The sequence below is a fragment of the Mesorhizobium sp. WSM1497 genome, assembly GCF_001672455.2.
GTDB classification, from domain to species: Bacteria; Pseudomonadota; Alphaproteobacteria; order Rhizobiales; family Rhizobiaceae; genus Mesorhizobium; species Mesorhizobium ciceri.
In genome coordinates this window covers 238,131-261,727 of sequence record NZ_CP021070.1, presented here as the reverse complement: position 1 = coordinate 261,727, position 23,597 = coordinate 238,131, and the positions used below count along the sequence as shown (strand labels likewise).

Sequence of the window (23,597 nt, the reverse complement as noted above, 5' to 3'; positions counted from 1 at the left end):
CGCTCACAACGGCCGGCTGCCAGCCGACAGATCCTTTTCGATCAGTTCCACGGCTTCGCCGATCCTGTCCAGGCCCGTCGGGACTTCCAGCCGGTACACGCCGATATGGTTGGCAATCCATGAACATTGCCGAAGATGCGCCGTCGCGAAGTCGCCGGGCAGGGCCGCGCGGCCGAAGCGCGTCACATAGGAGAATTTGATGATGGCCGGCAGGGCGGCAATGGCGGGCAAGGGCGTGATGTCAGCCCTTTCGCCGCGCTCGAGGATATAGATCCTGGTCGCCGGCACCTCGTCGCCCGAAAAGCTACCGTTCAGGCGATGCTGCATCTTGTCGATCGCCGGATGCACTTGCGGCCGCACTTCCGCTTCCCCAAGCGAGATCGCCGCCGCGGCGTCGGCCGCCAGCTTGATCTGCGGAAAGCCCGGAACGGTCATTGGCTCACTCGGATTGGCGAGGTCCAGCGCCACCACGTCATCGGTAAGCAGTCGATGCCCGGCCCGGATCATCGCACTTGCGGTCGTCGACTTGCCGGCTCCCTTGTCACCCATGAAGATGGCGCTCGTGCCGGCGGCGGCGATGGCACTGGCATGCAGGACAAGCAGGCCGCGCCGGTGCAAGAGCAGCGCCATGATCGGACCAAGCAGCGGAAACGCGAGCAGCGCGTCGTCGACGCCGGGCGCCGGTTCGATGTCGATACGGCTGGAATCGGTGATCAGGAACGCGCCCACGGCATGCCACGCCAGATATTGCCGGTCCGGCTCGAAGCGAAAGTCGGTCGCGGCTTCGGGCGAGGGCTTTGGCAGGTCGATCGCGCCGACGGCAATCACGACATCCGCCGCCCCCGGCGCCGCCGGCTGCAGTTCGGGCAACGTCACCTCCGACGCGATGGTCAGGCCGTAGGCCCGGTAGAAGCGGCGTTCTCGCTTGGCCCGGCCATGCGAAAAGGCATCATCATTGCATAGAGCGAGCGGCTCGTTGCGCGGCATCATGCGGGGCTCCCGCCATGCTGGAGCTGCCGCAGCCAGAGCGACAGCGAGGCCGAGCGCCAGACATATTGGACATCCAGGGGGGCTGCCTGATCGGGCTGGCGCAGCAGCCGCGCATAGGCAGCACTCACTTGAGGCAGATTGACGTAAGGCGCGATGCGGTTCGCATCCGAGACCAGCAGCTGTTCCAGGAGGTCGCGATGGTTGCGCAGCATGCCATTGACGAGATTGGCAGTGAAGTCGATCTTGTCGCGCCGCCACTGCACCGCCTCCGGCAATACGCCTTGCATGGCGCGGCGCAGCACATAGCGGCCAAAACCGTGGCTCAGCTTCTCCTCGCCCGGCAGCGCCAGGCAGAACTCGACCAGCGGCTTGTCCCAGAAGGGGTAGCGCGGCTCGACCCCGAAATTGGCGGCGGCCTTGTCGAGAACCTCGAAAGCATGCGGGACATAGCCGTTCGACAGGATCCAGCGATGGCTCAAGGCATCGCTGGCCTGGACGCCGGGCGGCATGTAGCCGGCCCGGTGAAACCGGTCGACAAGCTCGGTGCGCTTGGCCAGGTCCGGATTGATCAGGTCGCGCCAGCTTCGTGCGCGCGACACTTGCGCGGGCTTGCGAATCTTGTTCAGGGCACGGTTGGCCATATGCCTCAGCCTGGCGATGCGCCAGGCCGGCCCGTAGAGGGTCAGGAACTGGAGATAAAGGCCAAGCGTGCTGTCGCCATAGGTGTTGGATGCGCTGCGGACCTCGCGCCACAGATCCATCCATCGGCCGCCATTCGCAAGCTCGTGCAGGTGGCCGTGGCCTTGTGAAACGACCTCGTCGCCACCATGGCCGTCCAGCAGCACCTTGATGCCCTTGGCGCCGGCAGTCCGGTAGATGCCGCGGGTGAGCGTCAGGCCCGGCGCCAGGAACGTTCCTTCCTGTTCTTCCAGCACGCGCTCGAATTCGGCAAATGGGGCATAGTTGCCAACCGGGATCAGCGTCGCGTCGACCTTCTGCTGGTCGAGAACGGCATCGATGAAGGGCCGCTCGTCCATCGGCGAGCCCTTCTCGAAAATCAGCGAGAAGGTTGGCAGCCTCGGCTTGCGGGCGGCGGCATTCTGCAGGCCGGCGACACAGGCGATAGATGAGGAATCGAGGCCGCCGCTCAGCATTGCCCCGACCGCCGAGGTCCCTCGCATGCGGTTGCGCACCGATTGCGAGAACAGATGGGCGAATTCCTCCGATGCATCCGACCGCAAGGGCCGCGCCGACGGCTCGATCTGCCAGTATCGGCGCAGCATCACTTGTTGCGCGGTGACGGTTAGGCTGTGGCGGGCAGGCAGGCTGAATATATCGCTGTAGGGGGTCGACTGCGGGTCGTCGGGAAGCCCGGCCAGGAAGCCGGAGATCTGGCGCTCGCTGACACGTGCGCGGATACCCTCGACGCCCAGGATCGGACCGATCTCCGACGCAAAGGCAAAACGCCGGTCCGCCGCGTGGTAGTAGAACGGCTTGACGCCAAAATGATCGCGCGCGCAAAACAGCGATTGCCGCTCGTCATCCCAGATGGCGAAGGCGAAATCGCCTTGCAGATGCTCCGGGCAGGCTTCGCCCCAGCGCAGATAGGCCCGCATCAGCACGATCGCGTCGGCTACCGGCTGGTCGCGGATACCGAGCCTGGCCAGCAACTCGTCACGGTTGTCCAGCCGGCAATCGGCGGTGATGGCGAGCCGGCCCCCAGCCATCGTCAAAGGGCCCGGACCGACTTCATCCGATGTGTTGAGCCAGGCGTGGCCAAGGGCGATGCTGGTGTCCAGCCACCAAGAACTGCCGTCAGGACCACGATGGCGCATGCGCGCCAGCATTTGCTGAATGTCGGCCGCCGCGACCGCCGGTGCGTTTGCTCCGCGCAACAGGATTCCGGCGACGCCGCTCATCGGCTGCCGTGGTCGACGAGATGGGCGAAGCCGTCGATCGATCCGCCAAGCACGATATGGTTGTCGCTGACCAGCCAGGCATGTGCTTTCAACTGCTCGCCTGTGCCACGTTCGATGCCGATGCGTATCGTCGATTCATTGCCTTGGCCGGCGAGAATATACTGGCCGGAGAGCGCCTGGGTCAGGCACGTGGCGTAAGGGACGAAACGGGCCGCGGCGGCAACGCCCCAGGCGACACGCCGCAGTTCGCCCATTGAGGCGCACTGCCGCGCGTCGAGGCGCGTCACCAGGCTGCGTACACGATTGTAGGACAACAGCGTCAGCCCCAGCCGAACTGTCGCCACCACCAGCAGGCAATAGCCAAGGAAGATCATTTCCGAGCCACTCAGGGAGAAAATCCTGACCAGCCCGCGCCGGCTTCCTCCGCGCTTCGTCTGCTTGACGTTTGTTTCTCTCGCCGGTTCCTGCCGTAAAGCCGTGGCCCGCGAAGACAAGGCCCGCGAAACCAGGGCCCGTGAAACCAGGGACTTGTGCTGGACCGGCTTAGACAAGTGCCTCATGATGCCGTCTCGCAAGCCCATTATCGGCCAGGCCCTTCAGCAATGCGTCGACATCGGCCTGGCAGCGCGCCGGGTCGACATTGTAGCGCGCAAGCACGGCGCTGCGGATGTCGCCGATCGACCGGGGTTCCTGGATCAAATCCCAGATGAAGGCGCCGACGCCATTCAGGCTGTAGTAGACATTGGATTTGAGATTGAGCAGCGCCAAGCCATCTCCGAACTCGCAAGCCACGGCATCCTTGGTCGCGCACACGCTATCGTGGTCGCCCAGATCACGGTCGGATAGCTCCCCGTTCATCCCCAAACCTCGCTGACAAAACGCTGCGACATCTCCAGGTGGCGCAGGAGAAATCGGGAGGCTGGCCCCCCGACCCCTCTTACGTCTGCTTTTGAATCCAGAGTCCCAACATGTCACTCTGGAATCGGCTGTAGTTCTCAGGAGAACGTCAGGTCGCCAATCGGCGTATGCGCGGGGAACGATGCGTCGATCGCCGTGCTGCCGCCGCCGCCCTGGGTGATGGTCTCAATCGAACCATGGACCGTCAGGCTTGGCGTTTCATATTCATGCTTTTCAACATTCTGTTCCATTTTACTCTCCGATTTAGGACTGGAAACGGCCTGTCGAGTGCCGTCAGCACTTTTATGCTGCAATGCAATAGCTGCACGGCAGCATTTATGAGTCAAGACTGTTTTACTTTCTGTTAATCAATTACGGTTGCTGGCGTCGTCACATGAGCGGCATGCCTAAAACTTGTCATTTTTTAGCCGATTCCTTGTGCACGACGATCGCGCCTGTGCTGATTCTTTAAGCATTTGATTTTGCTTGCATAAGCCGTTTGCGTTGTGCCTATATTTAGGCCTCTCTAATGAAAAGAATTTCCATTTGAGAAATCGTCCGGAGATTGCCTAAGCCGACGTGGCAAGGGACATTTCAACCGCGGTTTTCACTGCTTTCCGATGCCACCTCGATAGACGCTTTGGTGGCAAAAATTCGCACTGCAGAAGGAAAGGCTTTACGGCATCGAGGTTTTTGGTGATGCTTGCTTCGCACTTGCAGCATAAGTGTCGGCGCGAAACGCTTTCTTGGGAGACTGTGCGCTAAATGGCCTTGCCGGATGGCTCATACGAACGATTGCGCGCCGCCGGCTGTGCCGGCGAGGTGGCCTATGTGCAGGCTTGCCTGCGATTGTTTTTCGCCGGCCCGGGCGCGGGCGACGTTTCGATGCGCCATCTTGACGGTGAAAAAATTGCCGAGATTGCCAGGCTGAACAAGGTCGCCGTCTTTGTCCTCAAGGCGCTTTCGCGCGCACCCGCGCTTCAGAGGCCAACTAAGCTTTTCCAATGGCTCGACACCTACCGCAGGAAAACGGTTTCGATGAACGCGTCCTGCATCATGGATTCGATGGCGATCCAGGACGTGCTGCGCGCCAGCGAGATCGATTTCGTTTTTCTGAAGGGTCCGTTCCAGCAGCAACTTCTCTACGACGACCATTTTATGAAGCCCTCGGGCGATGTCGACATCCTGGTTTCGCCGCTCGGATTTTTCAGGGCGCGTGATGCGCTTCGCAAAATCGGCTATGAGGTATCAGGCAAGTCGAGCTCCGTCTGGTGGGTCCGCTTCCTCGGCGAACAGCACATGACCCGGGACGACGGGCCGAGGTCGTCCACCGTCGATCTCCACTACCGCCTCCAGCAGCCCGGCTCGCCAAGCCCGCGCGACGCGGACGGGTTCCTGCGGCGCAAGCGACAGGTCGAAATCGCCGGTGCGACGGTGCCGTTCACCTCGGTGGCCGATACATTGCTTTTGTCCTGCATCAGCGTCGCCAAGGCACTTTTCAACCGGGAACCCTGCGCCGGATACGTCTGTGATATCGGCGCCAGCGCCGGCCGCCTCGACGAGGCGGATCAGCAGCGTTTGCTCGATGCCGCTACCGCGCAAGGTCTGGACGACACGCTGCTGCTTGGCCTGCGCGCCGCCGACGTGCTACTCGGCGGTGCCGGCACGCTGCTGTCGCAGCGCGCGACCAGGATCCTGCCGCGCATCGGCAATGAGGATCTGCTCAGCATGGTCATCGCGCCGTGGCTGCCGTCGCTGCGGTGGCCGCAGCGGCGAACGGTGCTTTGGGAACTGTGCGGCCGCGCGCCGGTCCGCTATCTGGCCGAAGCAGGCTGGGCGGCGTCCGCCGATATCAGCCGCCGCATCTTCGAGCGGCCGGCGAGTCGCTGAAGGTAAATTGGATGCTGATGGCAATTCTGTAGTGCATCGAACGAGTACGGGGCGAGGGCAAATCGATATTACCTGTACGAGAGGCAAATCCATGTCGATGACGAAATCCGAGGTCTGCGTGATCATCGCGGCAAAAAACGCCGCAGCGACAATCGCCGTCGCCATCGCATCCGCATTGCGCGAACCGGAAGTGGCGGAGGTCGTGGTCGTCGACGATGCCTCCACCGACGACACCGCCGGTGTCGCACGATCGGCCGATGATGGCAGCGGGCGGCTCTCCGTGATGCGCCTCGATGTCAATCGCGGCCCCTCCTTTGCCCGCAACGCAGCCATCGCCGGCTCGAAATCGCCGTTCATCAGCATTCTCGATGCCGACGATTTCTTCCTCGAAGGCCGGTTTCGCAACCTGTTTGCCGGCGCCGATTGGGATTTCGCCGCCGACAACATCATGCTGATCAGGGATGATGCGACGGGCGACGCGACGAAAATCGTCGCGCCGCAATTTGCCGCCGATCCGGAATTCCTCGATTTCGAGCGTTTCGTCGAAGGCAACATCTCCAGGCGCCGCGTGCAGAGGGGCGAACTGGGCTTTTTGAAGCCGGTGATCAGCCGTGCCTTCCTCGACCGCCATGGGTTGAGCTACGACGAGAGCCTGCGGCTGGGCGAGGACTATGAACTCTACGCCCGCGCGGTCGCATGCGGGGCGCGGTTCAAGGTCATTCGCTCCTGCGGCTACGGCGCCATCGTCCGCGCCGATTCCCTGAGCGGCCGCCACAAGACCCAGGACTTGAAGCGTTTGGCCGATGCGGATCTGGCGCTGCTGGCGATCGACAGCCTGCCGGAAGGCTCGAAGGCGGTGCTGCGGCGGCATGAACGGCACGTGCGCGACAAATATCGGCTGCGTAATTTCCTTGACGTCAAGGCCGAGCGGGGGCTGGGCTCGGCTGCGGCTTACGCCTTCGCCAGCTTGTCCAACCTCGTCCCCATCGTCCAGGGCGTGGCTTCCGACAAGCTCGAGGCGCTGTTTCGTCGTGTCGGCCTTGTGTCCAGCCAAAAGCCTGTGCCGCCGCTGCGCTTTCTGATGGCCGGAACCAGCACGGGCAAGGAACGCTGAGAGCGGTCCCGATGCAGCGATTTGTCCACTCGCGGCATGTCATCACGCAAACCATTTCGGCCGATTTATGAGTTTACGAATTGGGTGGTTGCCTCGCGGCTCCGACGATGGCAGTCTATGTTGCGGTGCAGCATAGTGGACGACCAGCCGAACTTGGCCCCCGATCGGATTGGTCTGATGTCTCTCCCTCAAAAGGAGCACGACAACGCAACACGAGTTTTTGAGCCCCGGCTGCGGGGATCGGCCAGAAGCCCGGCCCACAAGCCGGCGATGACGGGAACCTGAGTTCATGGCCTCGATATTCGGTTTCAGATCAAGGGATCCGGCCCGCGACCGTCAGGCCGATGTTTCACGTCTTGATCGTCTGGCAAAGCTGTTCGAGCAGATTGCGGCCGAGATCGAGGCCGAGAGAACCGGGCTTGAGAATCGCTACCGGACGACCTCGACCAACGCCGCCTTTCTGGTCGAAGCGATGGAAAACGGCTCTGCTTCCGACAAGCGGTCTTCGGAAGTCAGCGCCCTGACACAGTCGATCCTGAATTGCGAGCGCCGCATCGCGGCGCTGTCGCGCCAGGACGGCATGATGAAAGAGCTCCGTCATTCGCTGGATACGGTCTTTGACGAGGATGCCTCCTCGGCCGCCGCGGCGGAATTCGCCTGGCCGGCAGGCGCCGGCAGAGGTTGAACGTGAAGGCTCGGAACTGTTGCAACAGATTTGATGCAAGGCGGGAAGCAGAAGCAATCGAGAGGGTCACAAGGAAGGTCAAGGTTGGCCCGTGCAGGAGCGGTTCGAACGTCGACTTTGGGTTGGGGACACACAGCGCAAAGGTGAGTTTGGTATGAATTGGAATCCGAAACCTACGACGGCAATTGACGCACCGCCTCTCGCATATCGGACCGGACAAGCCGCCCGGCGGCTGGGGTCGCTCGGTGCGTTGCTGCTGGCTGCTCTTGGCGGTTTCCTGGCAACCCCTTCCCATGCCCAGGACATTCCGACATCGCCGTCCTTTGTCGATGATTTCAAAAGCTTCGACCGCACGCGCTGGTATGTTTCCGACGGCTGGAACAACGGCAGCCATCAGAATTGCACCTGGTCGAAAAATATGGTCGAACTGTCGAATGGTGTGCTGTCGCTCGGCTTCGAAAAGCAGACGCTGAAGGATCGCGACTACGTCTGCGGCGAGATCCAGACCAAGCAGCGCTTCGGCTATGGCACCTATGAGGCACGGCTGAAGACCGATACCGGCTCCGGCCTCAACGCCGCGTTCTTCACCTATATCGGTCCAAGCGACAAGCAGCCCTGGGACGAGATCGACTTCGAGGTCCTGACCAAGGACACCTCCAAGGTGCAGGTCAACGCCTATATCGCGGGCAAGGGCAAGAACGAGAAACTGGTCGACGTGCCGGGCGGCACGGAGAAGGCCTTCAACGACTACGCCTTCGTCTGGCAGAAGGACAGCTTGCGATGGTACGTCAACGGCCAACTGGTCAACACGATTACCGACCCGGCGAAGCTGCCCAGCCATGCACAGAAGATATTCTTCAGCTTTTGGGGCAGCGATACGATGAAGGGCTGGATGGGAGCGTTCGCGGATCCGGGCCGCAAGCTTTCCCTGCAGGTCGAGCGGGTCGCCTTCACGGCGCTCGGCGAACCCTGTCAATTTCCGGAATCGCTGGCATGCAGTGTAAAGTAGTTGGGAAAGTCGATTTGAACCGGCGGGGCCGAAAACGGTCCGCTGCCTTGCATGGGAATGAAACCGAATGAATTTGACGGTGTTTGGAATTGGCTATGTCGGCCTCGTGCAGGCGGCGGTGCTTGCCGAAGTCGGGCACCAGGTGGTGTGCGTCGACATCGACGCCGCCAAGGTCGAGCGGCTCAACCAGGGCCTGGTTCCCATTTTCGAACCCGGTTTGGAAAACCTCGTTAAGGAGAACCATGCCGCCGGCCGCATCAAGTTCACAACGGATGCCGCCGCCGCTGTTAGGCACGGCGAGATCCAGATGATCGCGGTCGGCACGCCGCCGGGCGAGGACGGCTCGGCCGACCTCAAATATGTGCTGGCAGTCGCCGAGACCATCGGCCGCGAAATGGACAAACCCAAGATCGTCGTCGGCAAGTCGACGGTGCCGGTCGGCACCTGCGAAAAGGTGAAGGCCAGGATCGCCGACACGCTGAAGAAAAGAGGCCGCGAGGACCTGGCTTTCGATGTCGCTTCAAATCCGGAATTCCTCAAGGAAGGGTCCGCGGTTGCCGACTGCATGAAGCCGGACCGCATCATCGTCGGCACCGACAGCGAGGACACCGAGGCTGTGATGCGCGAACTCTACGCGCCGTTCAATCGCAACCACGAGAAGATGATCGTGATGGACGTGCGCAGCGCAGAATTCACCAAATATGCCGCCAACTGCATGCTGGCGACCAAGATCAGCTTCATGAACGAGATGGCCAATCTGGCCGAACAACTCGGCGCCGACATCGAGGAGGTCCGCAAGGGCATCGGCAGCGATCCGCGCATCGGCTACCATTTCATCTATCCGGGCCTCGGCTATGGCGGCTCGTGCTTCCCGAAGGATGTGCGGGCGCTGATCAAGACCGCCGAAGGCGTCAAGTTCGACGCCAAGCTGCTGCGCGCCGTTGAGGAGCGCAACAACGCACAGAAATCGGTTCTCTTCGACAAGGTGGACCGCTATTTCAAGGGCAACCTCAAAGGCAGGACCTTTGCGCTCTGGGGTCTGGCCTTCAAGCCCAACACCGACGACATGCGTGAGGCGCCGGCGCGCGTCCTGATGGAGGCGCTCTGGAAGGCCGGCGCCAATGTGCAGGCCTATGATCCCGAGGCGATGCAGGAATGCCAGGCCATCTACGGGCTGCGCGACGACCTGCTTCTGTGCGGCACCAAGGAGGCGGCGCTTCGCGGCGCCGATGCGCTGCTGATCGCCACAGAATGGAAGAGCTTTCGCGCGCCGTCCTTCGACGCGGTGAAGGACGCGCTGACCACGCCGGTCATCTTCGACGGCCGCAACCTCTATGACCCCAAGGTCATCGCCCGCCACGGCATCGAATATCACTCGATCGGCAGAATGGCGGCATGAGACCGGGCCCTGGCAGCCGGATGCAAGACCGGTCCGCACACGGCCTGCGGGCGCTGGGGTTGAGCGCGTATTTCTGTGTGGAGTTGTAGCTGATGGTGCTGGACGTAAAGCCGGAGCAAATCACCAAGAATCATTTCGATCTCGTCGCGATCGGTTCCGGCTTCGGTTCGGCCTTCTTCCTGCATGAGTTCGCCAGGCGCCGAAAGGCGCGCATTCTGGTGCTGGAGTGGGGACGCCACAACACCCATGAATGGCAGCTCGAACAGAACGTCAACACCGACATCGAAGACGAGACGACCTACAAGACCAATTCCGACAAGCCGTGGAACTACACGATCGGACTGGGTGGCGGGACGAACTGCTGGTTCGCGCAGACGCCAAGATTTCATCCCAATGATTTCCGGCTGAAAAGCACCTACGGCATCGGCAATGACTGGCCGATCAGTTATGACGACGTCGAGCCGTTCTACTGCGACGCGGAAGACATCATGTCGATCTCCGGCGACCCCGACATGGCGGCGATGCTGCCCCGCTCGAAGCCGTTTCCGCAACCGCCGCATCGCATGTCGACACCGGACAGGATGATGAAGGCGGCGCAGCCCGACCAGCACTTCGTCATGCCAACCGCGCGGGCTCGCGTGCCGACCGCGCAGCGCAGCTCGTGCTGTGCCAATCTGCGTTGCTGGCTGTGCCCGGTCGACGCCAAATTCACCGTCAACAACGGGTTGATGCACGTCTTCGAGCATCCCGACATCTCGGTCTGCCTCGGTGCGGAAGTGCGCCGGCTCGATCACGTCGGCGGCGCTGTCCGTTCGGTCACGTTCAGCCATGACGGCAAGGAATACCAGGTCAGCGGCGATCTCTTTATTCTCGGCGCCAATGCCATCCAGAGCGCGGCGATCATGCTGCGATCCGGCCTGGGCGGCGAGTTTGTCGGCAGCGGCCTGCATGAATCCTACGGCTGGAATTTCGAGGTCTATCTCGACGGCGTCGACAATTTCGACGGCAGCACCATCACAACAGGCCTGAATTTCGGCCTCTATGATGGTCCTCACCGATCGGAGCATGCGGCGGCACTGGTCTATTTCGAGAACCGCTGGCAGCACGGAATGCGTGCCGAAAAGGGGCGGCTACGCCAGGCGCTGCCGTTGGTCGTGGTCACCGAGAACCTGCTCGACCCCGAGAACTACGTCACGCTTGACGCGGATGACAATGCCTTCGTCAGCTTCAAGGCGCCATCGGACTATGCGGTGAAGGGCATGGCGCGCGCTCTGGAGAAATTGCCTGACCTTCTGGCGCCGCTGCCGGTCGAAAAGCTCTTCGACCGCGGCATTCGGCCGACCGAATCGCACGTCCAGGGCACGCTGAGGATGGGGACCGGCCCGGCCGATTCTGTGGTCGACAGCGGCATGATCCACCATCAGCTCAGAAACCTGGTCGTCGTCGGCACCAGCACCTATCCGAGCTGCTCCTGCGCCAACCCGAGCCTGACCGCGGCAGCGCTGTCCTTGCGGGCGGCGAGCCGGATCGCGTGAAAGGAGGTATCGCATGATCGAGATTTCCAGACGCTCGGCCCTGGCCGTCTTGGCTGGCGGAGTGGTCTCGACAGGGGTCGCCTACGCCACCGTTTCCTCCTTCTCGGACGAGGATCTGGTGCGCGTCACGCTGGAAAAATACCTTGGCAAGTTGAACATCCGCATCGAGCATCTGCAGCAGTTCGTGCTGGCGTTCCGCGACCGGAATCCATGGAACTTTCCAAGCGAAAAACTGAGTGACGCCGTCACCCTGGTGGAGGAGCTCAAGCTGGGCGCCGCGCGTCGCTTGCTGCCCCGGCGGAAGCGGGAAGATCTGCTGCATTTCGACCGCTGGGTCGTCGCCGAATTCCATATGCTGACGGACTACGCCTGGCGCAGTTCGCCCAACGACCCGATCCGGTTTACCGGCTGGCAATCCTGTACCAATCCCTTCGCCAATCTGGAGCCGCCGAAACTTGCCTGACGTCGAAAGCGAGGCGGCGGCCTTTGCCTGTTGTCTCCGAGCAAGGAATACGAGATGCGACAAGGAGCCCGATCATGAAAGTTCTCTTTGCAGGCGGCAACGGCTACCCGCCCGAGTTCAGTGGCGGCGTTCAGTCGAGCACGCATCATCTGGCCGAACAGCTGATCGAGCACGGTCATGAAGCCGCTGTGCTCGCCGCCCTGTTCGGTGACGGTGTCTTCGGCTTCAAGGCGCGTGCCAAGATGAAGCTGTTGCGGCAGCCGGCGGTTGTCGACAGCTATCCCGGCTATCCGGTGGTGCGGGCCTGGTTTCCCTGGGAAGCGGCGGGTTATGCCGTCGACAGGCTGAAGCCCGATGTCGCCGTGGTCCAGTGTCACAAATCGGTTCCGATCGGCAAGGCGCTGCAGGCGGAGGGCGTGCCTCTGGTCGTTTATCTCCGCAATGTCGAGTTCCATGAACTGGGCGGCGATCTGCGCGAATTGCATTCGGCGCTTTACATTGCCAATTCGGATTTCACCGCGCGAACCTACAAAAAAGAATTCGGCATCGAGGCAGCAGTGATCCCGCCAACCATCAACCCGGCGCATTACTCGACGCCGACGACGGGCCAGTTCGTCACGCTGATCAACCCCTATGAGGAAAAGGGATTTGAGCTCGCGGTGCGGATTGCCGGCGCCTGCCGCGAAATTCCATTCCTGTTCGTCGAAAGCTGGAAGCTCGACGACGATCACCGGGCGCGGATCGAACAGACGATCGCTCCCTTGGGCAATGTCGTCCTGGAGAGCCGCACCAGCGACATGAAGACGGTCTATGGCCGCACGAAGATCCTGCTTGCTCCCAGCAAGTGGGAAGAGGCGTGGGGCCGCGTCGCTTCGGAGGCCCATTGCAGCGGAATCCCCGTTATCGGTTCGCGGCGCGGCGGTCTGCCCGAGGCTGTCGGCTCCGGTGGAGTGGTGCTGGATTACGATGCTCCGCTGGCCGATTGGGTCGCGGCCGTCAGGCGGCTGTGGAGCGACAACCAGGAATATGACCGGCTTTCCAGTCTCGCTCGCAGCTTCGCCGGGCGCCCGGAACTCGATCCCGATCGCCAGTTCATCACCTTCTTCTCGATACTGGACAGGGCCATGCAGCAGCGTGCGCGACAGGCGGCCTGACGACGCGCCTGAGCAGGTCAGGCCGGACGCTTGACCCGGCTTTTCAGCGTCTCGTAGCCGCGGGCGCCAAGCAGTGCGCGGGCAATGGTCTTGGCGGCGCTCTTGCGGCCCTCTTGCGACTTGATCTGCCGCAGCCTTGCCGGCAGGTTGCGGGCCGCCTGGCCAAGTGCCGGCAGCGACAGCGCGTCGGGGAAGCTGACCATATGCGTTTCGACGCACAGCACCGGCTTGCCTGACAGTTCGGTGATCTTCAGCGCCTGTTCGTGCTCGCTCTCGATGAACAGGATGGCATCGGACTTGCGGTAGAAATCGGCCTTGAAACTGCCATGCGCGCCGAGTCGTTGCCGTTCCGCCTTGCTCGGCAGATCGAGCATGATCAGCTGGTCGTATTTGATCTCATGCTTGGCGAGCCATGCCTCGGTGAGCGCGCGGTATTTCTCCAGCCGGCTGGTGACCAGCCAGCCGATCCTGTGGGTCGCGACATGGAGCGGCCGCGCTTCGCTGAGGAATTTCTCATAGGCCGGGCCGTCGTCGTTTTCCGCCTCTGTCGGGTCGAGGCACAGCACGCCGTCAATGTCGACGCAGCATTGCGCCAGGAATTTGTGATGCATGAAGTTCCACTGGAACATGCGCGGATGCGGCACGACCTCGAAGACGAGGTCGGTTTCCTGGTGCAGGGGCTCAAGGCCGAACACGGCGGCAAAGGTGAAGTCCGCCTCGATGCCCGCAGCCTGGATGCGGGCGCGTGCGTCGCGCATGGCGTTGCCGCCGGCGACGCTGTCGTCGATCACCAGCACCTTGCGCATCTCGGAAACCTTGCGGTCGAGAGCGGCACGGCGCTTGGTCACGCCTGATGTGTAGATTCGCCCAGCCAGGAAGCTGTCGAGATCGGTCATCGGGATGTTCGCGGCAAGGCTGACCAGCGTCGCTGCCAAAACGCCGCTTCTCGGCACACCGACGACCAGGTCGATGTCGCGCGGCAGCCGATGCAGGCCCCTGACGATGGCGTCGTTCATATCGGAGATCGATCGGTAGTGCATGGTTCAGACCTGGTCCTGGAGGAGATGTCCGTAGCAGTCGAAGACGCCCAAATTATTGCGCTTCGCGCGGCGCTGCCGCAGGCAGCCTTGCCGGCAGCATCTTGAGCGCCTCGCGCAAGGCTTCGCGGCCGGAGGCGAATGCCAGTGCGATGATGATCGTGATGAGGTAGGCGAACACGGCGCCGCTGGCCAGGGCGACGACATGCTGCTGCGGCAGCAGTGGCTTGACGAACCAGATCGCGGCCAGCGCCAGATGGGCGCCAAGCACGAACGGCGTTGCCGCGCGCAGCACATGATGCGCCTGCAGCGGTCCGCTCTTGCCGACATAGAGCCATAGGAAAGGCGTCCGCAGATATTCGCTGATCGCATAGGCAATCGCCACGCCCACCGCGCCATAGGGCAGGCCGAGCATGAAAGCCAGCACCGACGTCACGGCCGTTATGATGCCCCAGCGCATGAAATCGCCGGAGCGGCCCTGGCTGACGAAAAGCCACCCCGCCGGATTGTTGAGCGGCTGCAGCAGCCCGGCAAAGCCGAGCGCCAGGAAAATCGAGGCGCTTGCGCGCCATTGCTCGCCGAGCACGAAGGGGATCAGCACATCCGACATCGCGGTGGCGAAGGCGACACCGGGAAGCGCCACCAGCAGGATCAGCGGCATGACGCGCAGATAGGCGCTGCGGTAGCGATCCGGCTCGTCCTTCAGCCTGGAAAGTGCTGGAACCATCACCTTCGACAAGGGGTTGGTGATCTGGCTCAGCGGAAACAGAAGCAGCTTGTAGGCGCGGTCATAGAGGCCGAGCTGCGCCTCGCCCCAATATTTGCCGATCAGCACGTTGTCGAGGTTGCGGGCAAAGAAATTGGCGAAGTTGAAGCCGGTGATGCCGGCGCCGAAATTGATCAGCTCGCCGATGCCGGCGACCTTGCGCGGCAGGCCCGGACGCCAGCGCGAACTCGCCCAGTAGCAGAGCGTCGGCAGCACGGCACCGGTCAGCGTGCCGGCAAACAGGGCCCAATAGGAGCGATCGATGAAGGTCCAGGCGATCGACACGGCAAGCCCGGCGATGGCGCTGGCGACGTCGATGACGGCCAGCCGGCCGAACTGCATACGGCGCGTCAAGAGCGCCAGATGCTGGGCGCCAAGCCCATAGGCCATGATCTGCAGCCCGAACGCAGCCACCAGACCTGTCACGCGCGGCTCGCCGTAGAAGGCAGCAACCAGCGGCGCCGCACCTGCAAGCACGCAAGCCAGGATCGCGCTGACGGCGACATTGATCCAGAAGAGGTAGTTCACCTCCTCATGCCGGATGCCTGATTTCTGGATCGTTGCCTGGGTCAGGCCGAAATCCTGGAACAGTGCGATAAAGGCAAGCACCGGCGCGCACATCGCCACGACACCGAAATCCTGTGGCGACAACAACCGGGACAGGACGATAACCGACAGAATCTGTGTCGCGACCCGCACCGATTGCGCCATGGCCGTGACAACCGCGCCGCGCCCAACCGATTTGCGCAAGGAGCCTTCTGGCGGATCGAATGCATTGGCTTCCAAATTCAGGATTCCTGATTTTTTGCGTGGATTTTCGAGCCCGAAAATCCACGACCGCCGCCGACCACAAACTACGGCAATAATTTTGCAGTGCAACAGAAAACGTGGACCGCCGCACCAAAAATGTTGCGATGCAGCAAGACCTGTACTAGCATTCCCTTGGGTGGGCCAACAGCGGTCGAGTTTTTATGCTGCATGTCTTGTACCTAGTGCACGACGTTTCCGACCCGGCGGTGCGCCGGCGGATCACGATGCTCAGGGCAGGTGGGGCCCAGGTCACCTTGGCCGGCTTCCGTCGCACCGCGAATCCGATTGCGGATATCGAGGGACTGCGCCCGATCGACCTCGGCGGGACGCGTGACGGGCGATTCGGCCAACGCCTCGCGGCCGTAGCCAAAGCAGCCGTTTCGATAGGCTCGAAGCTGGGCGGAATGCCAAAGCCGGATGTCATCGTCGCGCGCAACCTGGAAATGCTGGCGCTTGCCCGCCGCGCCAGGTCAGCCTTCGGTGCATCGGTTCCGATCGTATACGAGTGCCTCGACATTCATCGGCTTGTGCTGCGCAACGATGTCCTGGGCAAGGCGCTGCGTGCCACCGAACGATTTCTGGCCAGGGATGTGAAGCTGCTGGTGACCAGTTCGCCTGCCTTCATCGCCAATTATTTCAAGCCGTTCGGCCAGGTCGCGGCACCCATCGAGCTGGTCGAAAACAAATATTTCGAGGCCGCGACGATTGTGCCCGGCGCTCCGGAGGCTGAAGAGAGCCTGGTCGGCCCGCCATGGCGGATCGGCTGGTTCGGCGCGCTGCGCTGCCGCCGCTCGCTCGAGCTGCTGGCTGATTTCTCCCGCCGCACGGAGGGCCGCTTCGAGATCGTGCTGCGCGGCCGTCCGGCTTTGTCGGAATTCTCTGACTTTCACGGCTTTGTCGAGGCCGAGCCATGGCTGTCGTTTCTCGGGCCCTACCGCAATCCGGAAGACATGGCGGCGATCTACAACGATGTCCATTTTTCCTGGGCGATCGATTTCTTCGAAGCGGGGCAGAACTCCGAATGGCTTCTGCCCAACCGGCTCTATGAGGGTTGCCGTTTCGGCGCGGTGCCGATCTCGATGGGCAATACCGAGACCGGGCGGTTCCTCAAGCAGCAGGATATCGGCGTGCTGTTGCCGCAGGCGTCGCCCGAAGCGCTCGAAGCCGCGCTAGGCAAGATGGAGGAGCATCGCTTCGCCAGGCTGAAGGGGCGTGTTCTGGCGCGCAACCCGAGGACCTGGAGCTACGATCGCAGCGATTGCCGTGCGCTTGTCGAGCGGCTGCGCAGCCTGACGGCCGTGCCCGGTTCGTTTGCCGCCGAGGCATTGGCATAGGATGGCAGGGGATGGACAAAGGCAAGATGGACAGAGGTTGATGACGCAGACGGAAAAACCCTCATCCAGCCTGATCGTTATCCCATGCCTGAACGAAGCCGCCCATATCGGTGCGCTGCTCGATCAATTGCGGCCCGCGGCCGCCCGGCTTGGCGCCCGAATCATCGTCGCCGACGGCGGCAGCACCGACGGCACGCTTTCCATCCTAGAGGACGTCATTGCCAGGGACCCGCGCGTTATCCTGCTCCACAACAAGCGGCGTATCCAGAGCGCGGCGATCAATCTCGCCGTCGGTACCTTCGGCGATGGTGCCGACTATCTCATCCGCATCGATGCGCATGGCGGTTATCCCGACGATTATTGCGACCGGCTGGTCGAGGAAGCCCTGGCTACATCGGCGGATTCGGTTGTCGTTTCGATGCTGACCAGCGGCAGCGGTGCCGTGCAGAAGGCGGCGGCCGCGGCGCAGAACTCCAAGCTCGGCACCGGCGGCTCGAAGCATAGGCATCTTTCGCAGGGACAGTGGATCGATCACGGCCATCATGCACTGATGCGGATATCGGCGTTCGGTGCCGTCGGCGGCTATGACGAAACGTTCAGCCACAACGAGGACGCCGAGCTCGATTATCGCTTGCGCAAGGCCGGCTACAAGATCTGGATGAGCGGCAAGACGCAGATGGTCTACTACCCGCGCGCCTCGCTCTCAGGCCTCTATTTCCAGTATCTCGGCTACGGTCGCGGGCGTGCCAAGAATGTGCTGAAGCATCGCGTCATCCCGAAGGTGAGGCAGATGGTGCCGCTGCTGGTGTTTCCGGTGGTGCTGCTGGCGGCCTTCTCCTTCGTGCACTGGCTGGCGGCGGTGCCGCTGCTGCTGTGGGCGTCGGTGTGCCTGGGCTACGGGCTGGTGACGGCTATCCGCCAGCGCAAGGCCGACGTTGCGCTGGCCGGTGTCTCGGCCATGGTCATGCATCTTGGCTGGTCGGTCGGCTTCTGGCTGCAGCTTCTCGGCCTCGGCTCGCGACGAGGAGTGGCCTGATGGCGGTGTCGGCAAAGAACCGCAGCATCGACATCGGCGTCTGCACGTTCCGCCGGCCGGAACTGGCCGACACGCTGCGCTCGCTCGACGCCATGGAGATGCCGGTGGGATTCGATGTCCGCATCGTCGTCGCCGACAATGACGACACCCCATCGGCCCGTGACCTGGTGGCGGCGCTGTCGCGGGAATTGACGGTGCCGATCCACTATCAGCACGCCCCGGCGCGCAACATCTCGATCGCCCGCAACGCCTGCCTCGATGCGAGCACCGCGGATTTCGTCGCCTTCATCGACGACGACGAGACGGCCACGACGCCATGGCTTGCCGAACTGGTCGCGATGGCGCAGCAAAGCGGTGCCGCCGCCGTGCTCGGCCCGGTCAGGGCGCGCTATCGCCCGGACGCGCCGGACTGGATGCGGCGCGGCGATTTCCATTCGACCTTGCCCGTCTGGGTGCGCGGCGAGATCCAGACCGGCTACACCTGCAACGTTCTGCTGCGGATGGGCTCGGACAGCCTGCGCGGCCGCCGCTTCAGCCTGGCGCGTGGCCAGACCGGCGGCGAGGACACCGAATTCTTCGACCAGATGCACAAGGCAGGCGGCCGCATCGCCTTCTCGCCCGAGGCGTGGGTCGACGAGGTGGTGCCGCGCTCCAGGGCGGCATTCGATTGGCTCGGCCGCCGCCGCTTCCGCGTCGGCCAGACGCATGGCCATCTCCTGGGCAGCAGCGCCAGCGGAATCGGTCTGGCCAAGCAGGTCGGCCTGGCCTCGGCAAAGGCCATCTATTGCTTCGCCTCGGCACTTCCGGTCGTCGTCAGTCCGGTACGCAGGAACCGCAGCCTGCTGCGCGGCATTATGCATGTTGGTGTCGTCAGCGGCCTCGTCGGCATCCGCGAAATCCGCCTCTATGGCCAGCCTTCGCCACAGGAGGGAGGCAAGCGTGCAGCCTGACGTCAGCTCTATTCCCGATGTTTCCTTCGTTATTGCCGCCTACAATGCCGAGACGACCCTTGATCGGGCGATCGCCAGCGCCATCGCCCAGAAGGGTGTCAGCGTCGAAATCATCGTCGTCGACGACAAGTCGCGCGATGCGACGCTCGATGTTGCGCGGGCCTATCCCGGGAATATCGTCCGTGTCATCGCCCTGCCAAGCAATCGCGGCCCGGGCGGCGCCAGGAATGCCGGCCTCGATGCCGCCCGCGGCAGATGGATCGCGGTTCTCGATTCCGACGACGCGGTCTTTCCCGGCCGGCTCGCCAAGATGATCGCGCGTGCCGAAAGCGCGGATGCCCAGATCGCCGTCGACAATCTGCAGGTCGTTCGCGAGGACGGCGTTATCGAGGACGCGATGTTTCCGCGGCAATATCTGGAAGGCTTGCGCGAGATTTCGCTGGCCACCTACATCGCCGGCAACGTCGTCTTCGAATCCAAGTTCAACCTCGGCTACCTCAAGCCGATCTTCCAGCGCGAGTTCCTGAACGAAAACCGGCTTCGCTATGACGAGAAGCTGAGGATCGGCGAAGACTACATCCTCTTTGCCGCCGCCCTGGCCAAGGGCGGAAAATGCGTCGTCGAGCCCGATATCGGCTATGCCTACCATATTCGCAGCGCCTCCATTTCGCGCGTGCTCGAGCTTCACCACGTCGAAGCCATGCGCAGGGCGGATGCCGTGTTCGCTCAAACCCATCGGATGGATGAGGCCGCGCAGGCCGCGTTCGCGCGGCGTGGCCGCAGCCTGCGCAAGGCGGCATCGTTTCTGTCACTGGTACAGCACATCAAGGCGCGGTCCCCGCTCAAGGCGATCCGGACTGCGCTCAGCGACCCGGCGGCGGTCAGGCATATGGGCATGCCGATCGCCGTGCGGTTGCGAAGAATGGCGGCACAATTTGCCGTCGGGGCGGGGAGGTGAAGATGCAGGCACATGGAGGGAATTTTCGTGGCCTGTGAACGGATTGAAGTCGATCTCCTCAGAAGGAATTTGCGATGAAGAAAATCAGGAAGGCCGTGATACCGGTGGCGGGGCTTGGAACGCGGTTCCTGCCGGCGACCAAGTCGATGCCGAAGGAAATGCTTCCCGTCGTCGACAGGCCCGTCGTCCAATATGCGGTGGACGAGGCCTTCGAGGCGGGCATCGAACACATCGTCTTCGTGACCGGTCGCAACAAGGCGGTGATCGAGGACTATTTCGACCTGCATCCGGAATTGATCGGCACCCTGGAGCAGACCGGCAAGAAGACCCAGCTGGAGGCGCTCGAAAGCATGCTGCCTGTGGCCGGCGCCACCAGCTTCATCCGCCAGCAATCCCCGCAAGGCCTCGGCCATGCCGTCTGGTGCGCGCGCGAGGTTATCGGCAACGAGCCCTTCGCCTTGCTGCTGCCGGACATGGTGTCCTTCGGCGGTCGCGGATGCCTCGCCGAAACCGTCGAGCTTTATGAGCGCACGGGCGGCAACGTGATCGCCGTCGAGCGTTGCGAACCCAGCGAGACCAACAAATACGGCATCGTCGGCCGTGGCGCCGAGATCGGCGGCGGTTTCGAGGTGACGGCCATGGTCGAGAAGCCGGCGCCGGCCAATGCGCCTTCGAACTTCTACATCAACGGCCGCTACATCCTGCAGCCCGAGATTTTCGCGCTCCTGGGCAATCAGCAGCGCGGCGCCGGCAACGAGATTCAACTGACGGATGCCATGGTTCGTCTGTCGAAGGATCAGCCGTTCTTCGCCCAACCTTTTCTCGGCCGCATGTTCGACTGTGGTTCCAAGGAAGGGTTCATCCAGGCCAACATCGCCTTCGCGCTGGCGCGCGACGACATGAAGGGTCCGGTTTTCGAGATGCTTCAGGAGTTCGTCCGGTCGCATGAACGCCAGGAAGAAGCCGCATAATGCCCATCTTTCGGGAGTATCGTCAGATGGCCGGCGAAGAGGGGCCGGCAGGTTCTCTCCGTCTGGCACGACGTTTGCATTGCTCTGGCGATGCTCCCGATCTTCGAGGCGCCTGCAAGCCAAGGCATGATCCCTGAAAGTGGGTCCCGGTTTCCGGAAAAGATCATGTTGAAACAGTAAGATAGAGCCAATTGCGATCAATCGGAATAGGACCGGCTCTAGAATTGGACCGAAGATGAATTATGCCAACTTTCCTCTCGACAAGAGGATGCCATTGCCGAATTCGGACGCAGGAGACGGCGAAGACTTCATCGATATCGAGCGGCTGCTTGGCATGGCCGCACGGCAGGCCAAGGTGGTTGCCGTGTGTGCCGTCATCGGTCTCTTCCTGGGCCTGCTCTATTTGCAGACAACGCCGCCCAAATATCAGTCGATCGCCAGCGTGCTGATCGACGAGGGCTTGAACAAGATCGTCGACGACATTTCGGCGACGTCGACAACCATGCAGACCGATTCCGCCATCCTGAGCCAGATCGAGATCCTGACCTCGACGCGGCTTGCCGCCGTGGTCGTCGACAAGCTGAAGCTCGACCAGAACGACACGTTCATGAATCCGCCCCAGTCGGCGCTTGCCCAAGGCATAGGCCTCATCCGCGGCCTGATCCAGTATGTCCGCCCCAGCTCTTCCATGCCGGGTGGCGCTGACTTCAGCAAGCTCGACCCGGCCGCCCGCGATGCGCTGATCGCCACGTCGCGCCGCGACTACGCGATCCTTAAGCTGCAGAACGAGATCCGGGCGGAACGCGTCGGCCGAAGCTACGTCATCGCGCTCGGCTATCAGGCGACGGATCCGGCCTTGGCAAACGCCATCACCAAGGCCTATGCCGATGCCTATCTCGCCGATCAGCTCGATGCCAGCTTCGATGCCACCGAGCGGGCTGCGGTCTGGCTGCAGGGCCGGTTGACGGAGCTGCGCCAGAGCTCGCAGGCAGCTTCGCTCGCGGTTGAGAAATTCAGGGCCGAACATGGGCTGGCCGCCAACAGCGATGGCCAGCTGATGAGCGACAAGCAGCTTTCCGACCTCAACGCCCAGCTTATCGTGGCGCAGGCCGACACCGCACGCGCCAGCGCCCGCTACCAGCAGTACAAGGCCATCGTCGACAGCGGCTCCGAAAACGCTTTCAAGGATGCCGCCATATCGAGCGACCAGCCAAGCAGCTCGGTCATATCGGCGCTCAAGACCCGCTACCTCACGGTGGCCAAGCGGCTGCAGGACGTCGAGGCGAATTTCGGCCCCGAGCACCCGCAGGCGGTGGCTCTCTCCAAGGAGAAGGCCGACATATCGACGCAGATTTTCGGCGAGCTGAAGCAGCTGACCGAAAGCTATCGCAACGAATATGAGGTGGCGCAGGCACGCGAGACCGCGCTCAGGGCCAACGTCGCGGCCGCGCAAGGCAAGAGTTCCGTCGACAACCAGACGCAAGTCAAGCTGCGTGAACTCGATCAGCAGGCGACGGCGCTCACCACGCTCTATCAGACATTCCTGGGTCGTTACGAGGAAGCCGCGCAGCAGCAGTCCTTCCCGGTCGGCAAGATCCGCATCATCTCCGACGCGTCGATGCCGATGACGGCCTCAAGCCCGCGCACCATCGTCGTGCTCGGACTTTCGCTGGTGCTTGGCCTGCTGATGGGCGCCGGCTTTGGTGGCCTGAACGAGTTCAACGAACGCTTCTTCAGGACCGGCGAGGACGTGCGCGACCGCGTCAACCTGAAATTCCTCGGCTACCTGCCGACGATCGGCGGCAAGCTCGGCAAGGAAGAAAAGCCGGGCGAGACCCAGGTGGACGCCAAGACCACCCAATCGCTGTCTTCAGCCGAAAAGCGGGCGCGCATGCGGGTCAGCATCGATTCTCCAGCCTCGATGTTCTCCGAAACGCTGCGCAGCGCCAAGATCGCCTTCGACGTCGTGATGGAAGGGCAAGGCAGCCGCGTCATCGGCATCATCTCGGTGCTTCCCGGCGAGGGCAAGTCGACGGTCGCGGCAAATCTCGCCGGCTTGCTTGCCGCCAATGGCTCCAAGACGCTGCTGATCGACGGCGACTTGCGCAATCCCGGCCTCAGCCGAGGCCTTGGCATGGAAACCGAGCAGGGCTTGATGGAAGCGGTGGTCGGCGGCCAGACCTGGCAGTCCGTCGGCAAGATCGACAGGCAGACGAAGCTGGCGATCATCCCGGCGGTGCTGCGCGGTCACTTCTCGCATACCAGCGAACTTCTCTCCTCGGCCGGCATGCGGCGCTTCATCGAGAACGCCAAGGAGACGTTCGAATACATCGTCGTCGATCTGCCGCCGCTCGGACCGGTGGTCGACGCCAAGGCCTTCGCGCCATTGGTCGACGGTTTTGTACTGGTCACCGAGTGGGGGCGCACCCCGCGCGCGATGGTCAGGTCGATGCTGGAATCCGAACCCTATGTCGCCAACAAGATCGTCGGCGCGGTGCTGAACAAGGTCGATTTGAAGAAACTGGCCAAATACGGCTCGTTCGGCGGTTCGGAAAAATTCTTCGATAAATATTCGAGCTACTATCTGGAAAAGTCGGAAGTGCGCGGCAAGGCGCCGGTCTGACGTCGACCGTTGCGCGAGTGGGTCCACTCTGAAGTGTATCGATCTTCAGGCCAGCAC

At 62.6% G+C, this 23,597-nt stretch carries 21 protein-coding genes; 14 read left to right on the top strand and 7 right to left on the bottom strand.

The window, feature by feature from the left end; genetic code table 11:
• Positions 1-3: 3 nt before the first annotated feature.
• From A9K65_RS01230 to A9K65_RS01210, 5 genes are all read right to left on the bottom strand, one after another.
• Positions 4-990 (bottom strand): serine kinase, encoded by a 987-nt coding sequence (locus A9K65_RS01230; RefSeq protein WP_084015561.1) that lies wholly within the window; start codon positions 988-990, stop codon positions 4-6.
• Positions 987-2,909 (bottom strand): lasso peptide isopeptide bond-forming cyclase, encoded by a 1,923-nt coding sequence (locus tag A9K65_RS01225; RefSeq protein WP_064992950.1) that lies wholly within the window; start codon positions 2,907-2,909, stop codon positions 987-989. Before A9K65_RS01225 ends, A9K65_RS01230 begins: the two co-directional genes overlap by 4 nt.
• Positions 2,906-3,283: a lasso peptide biosynthesis B2 protein gene (locus A9K65_RS01220; protein ID WP_224618418.1), complete on the bottom strand. Its 378-nt coding sequence runs from the start codon at positions 3,281-3,283 to the stop codon at positions 2,906-2,908. Before A9K65_RS01220 ends, A9K65_RS01225 begins: the two co-directional genes overlap by 4 nt.
• 169 nt (positions 3,284-3,452) lie before the next feature.
• Entirely contained in the window at positions 3,453-3,767 is a 315-nt protein-coding gene (locus A9K65_RS01215) for a PqqD family protein (RefSeq protein WP_013528114.1), read from the bottom strand.
• A 137-nt stretch (positions 3,768-3,904) separates the two neighbouring features.
• Complete coding sequence (locus tag A9K65_RS01210; protein ID WP_010913078.1) at positions 3,905-4,057, bottom strand: lasso peptide; 153 nt, start codon at positions 4,055-4,057, stop codon at positions 3,905-3,907.
• A 514-nt stretch (positions 4,058-4,571) separates the two neighbouring features.
• Here A9K65_RS01210 and A9K65_RS01205 point away from each other — a divergent pair.
• The 8 genes from A9K65_RS01205 to A9K65_RS01170 all read left to right on the top strand — a co-directional run bounded on the left by A9K65_RS01205 (position 4,572) and on the right by A9K65_RS01170 (position 13,055).
• Positions 4,572-5,696 (top strand): nucleotidyltransferase family protein, encoded by a 1,125-nt coding sequence (locus tag A9K65_RS01205; RefSeq protein WP_013528113.1) that lies wholly within the window; start codon positions 4,572-4,574, stop codon positions 5,694-5,696.
• Between the two features lie 91 nt (positions 5,697-5,787).
• A complete protein-coding gene (locus tag A9K65_RS01200; RefSeq protein WP_013528112.1) occupies positions 5,788-6,810 on the top strand; it encodes a glycosyltransferase in 1,023 nt (340 codons plus the stop codon).
• A 289-nt stretch (positions 6,811-7,099) separates the two neighbouring features.
• Entirely contained in the window at positions 7,100-7,495 is a 396-nt protein-coding gene (locus A9K65_RS01195; protein WP_024501833.1) for a hypothetical protein, read from the top strand.
• Between the two features lie 154 nt (positions 7,496-7,649).
• Entirely contained in the window at positions 7,650-8,504 is an 855-nt protein-coding gene (locus A9K65_RS01190; protein ID WP_024501832.1) for a family 16 glycosylhydrolase, read from the top strand.
• Positions 8,505-8,571: 67 nt separating this feature from the next.
• Positions 8,572-9,903 carry a UDP-glucose/GDP-mannose dehydrogenase family protein gene (locus tag A9K65_RS01185; protein WP_013528109.1) on the top strand — a complete coding sequence of 444 codons (1,332 nt, stop codon included), beginning with the start codon at positions 8,572-8,574 and terminating at the stop codon, positions 9,901-9,903.
• A 92-nt stretch (positions 9,904-9,995) separates the two neighbouring features.
• On the top strand, positions 9,996-11,438 hold the full coding sequence (locus tag A9K65_RS01180) for a GMC family oxidoreductase (protein WP_013528108.1): 1,443 nt from the start codon (positions 9,996-9,998) through the stop codon (positions 11,436-11,438).
• A gap of 13 nt (positions 11,439-11,451) precedes the next feature.
• On the top strand, positions 11,452-11,901 hold the full coding sequence (locus A9K65_RS01175) for a hypothetical protein (protein WP_013528107.1): 450 nt from the start codon (positions 11,452-11,454) through the stop codon (positions 11,899-11,901).
• A 74-nt stretch (positions 11,902-11,975) separates the two neighbouring features.
• Positions 11,976-13,055 carry a glycosyltransferase gene (locus A9K65_RS01170; RefSeq protein WP_064992952.1) on the top strand — a complete coding sequence of 360 codons (1,080 nt, stop codon included), beginning with the start codon at positions 11,976-11,978 and terminating at the stop codon, positions 13,053-13,055.
• Between the two features lie 17 nt (positions 13,056-13,072).
• Here A9K65_RS01170 and A9K65_RS01165 read toward each other — a convergent pair whose 3' ends face one another.
• A complete protein-coding gene (locus A9K65_RS01165) occupies positions 13,073-14,095 on the bottom strand; it encodes a phosphoribosyltransferase family protein (RefSeq protein ID WP_013528105.1) in 1,023 nt (340 codons plus the stop codon).
• 52 nt (positions 14,096-14,147) lie between these two features.
• Entirely contained in the window at positions 14,148-15,644 is a 1,497-nt protein-coding gene (locus A9K65_RS01160; RefSeq protein WP_064992953.1) for a lipopolysaccharide biosynthesis protein, read from the bottom strand.
• Between the two features lie 185 nt (positions 15,645-15,829).
• Between A9K65_RS01160 and A9K65_RS01155 the strand changes: the two genes are divergently transcribed.
• From A9K65_RS01155 to A9K65_RS01130, 6 genes are all read left to right on the top strand, one after another.
• Positions 15,830-17,002: a glycosyltransferase gene (locus A9K65_RS01155; protein ID WP_064992954.1), complete on the top strand. Its 1,173-nt coding sequence runs from the start codon at positions 15,830-15,832 to the stop codon at positions 17,000-17,002.
• Between the two features lie 40 nt (positions 17,003-17,042).
• On the top strand, positions 17,043-18,038 hold the full coding sequence (locus A9K65_RS01150; protein ID WP_027164269.1) for a glycosyltransferase family 2 protein: 996 nt from the start codon (positions 17,043-17,045) through the stop codon (positions 18,036-18,038).
• On the top strand, positions 18,038-18,988 hold the full coding sequence (locus tag A9K65_RS01145; protein ID WP_064992955.1) for a glycosyltransferase family 2 protein: 951 nt from the start codon (positions 18,038-18,040) through the stop codon (positions 18,986-18,988). The genes A9K65_RS01150 and A9K65_RS01145 overlap by 1 nt, the downstream gene beginning before the upstream one ends.
• Positions 18,978-19,946, top strand: coding sequence for a glycosyltransferase family 2 protein (locus A9K65_RS01140; RefSeq protein ID WP_064992956.1), 969 nt, complete (start codon positions 18,978-18,980; stop codon positions 19,944-19,946). The genes A9K65_RS01145 and A9K65_RS01140 overlap by 11 nt, the downstream gene beginning before the upstream one ends.
• Before the next feature lie 74 nt (positions 19,947-20,020).
• Positions 20,021-20,917 (top strand): UTP--glucose-1-phosphate uridylyltransferase, encoded by an 897-nt coding sequence (locus A9K65_RS01135; protein ID WP_013528099.1) that lies wholly within the window; start codon positions 20,021-20,023, stop codon positions 20,915-20,917.
• 235 nt (positions 20,918-21,152) lie between these two features.
• Complete coding sequence (locus A9K65_RS01130) at positions 21,153-23,540, top strand: polysaccharide biosynthesis tyrosine autokinase (RefSeq protein WP_024501825.1); 2,388 nt, start codon at positions 21,153-21,155, stop codon at positions 23,538-23,540.
• Positions 23,541-23,597: the final 57 nt, after the last annotated feature.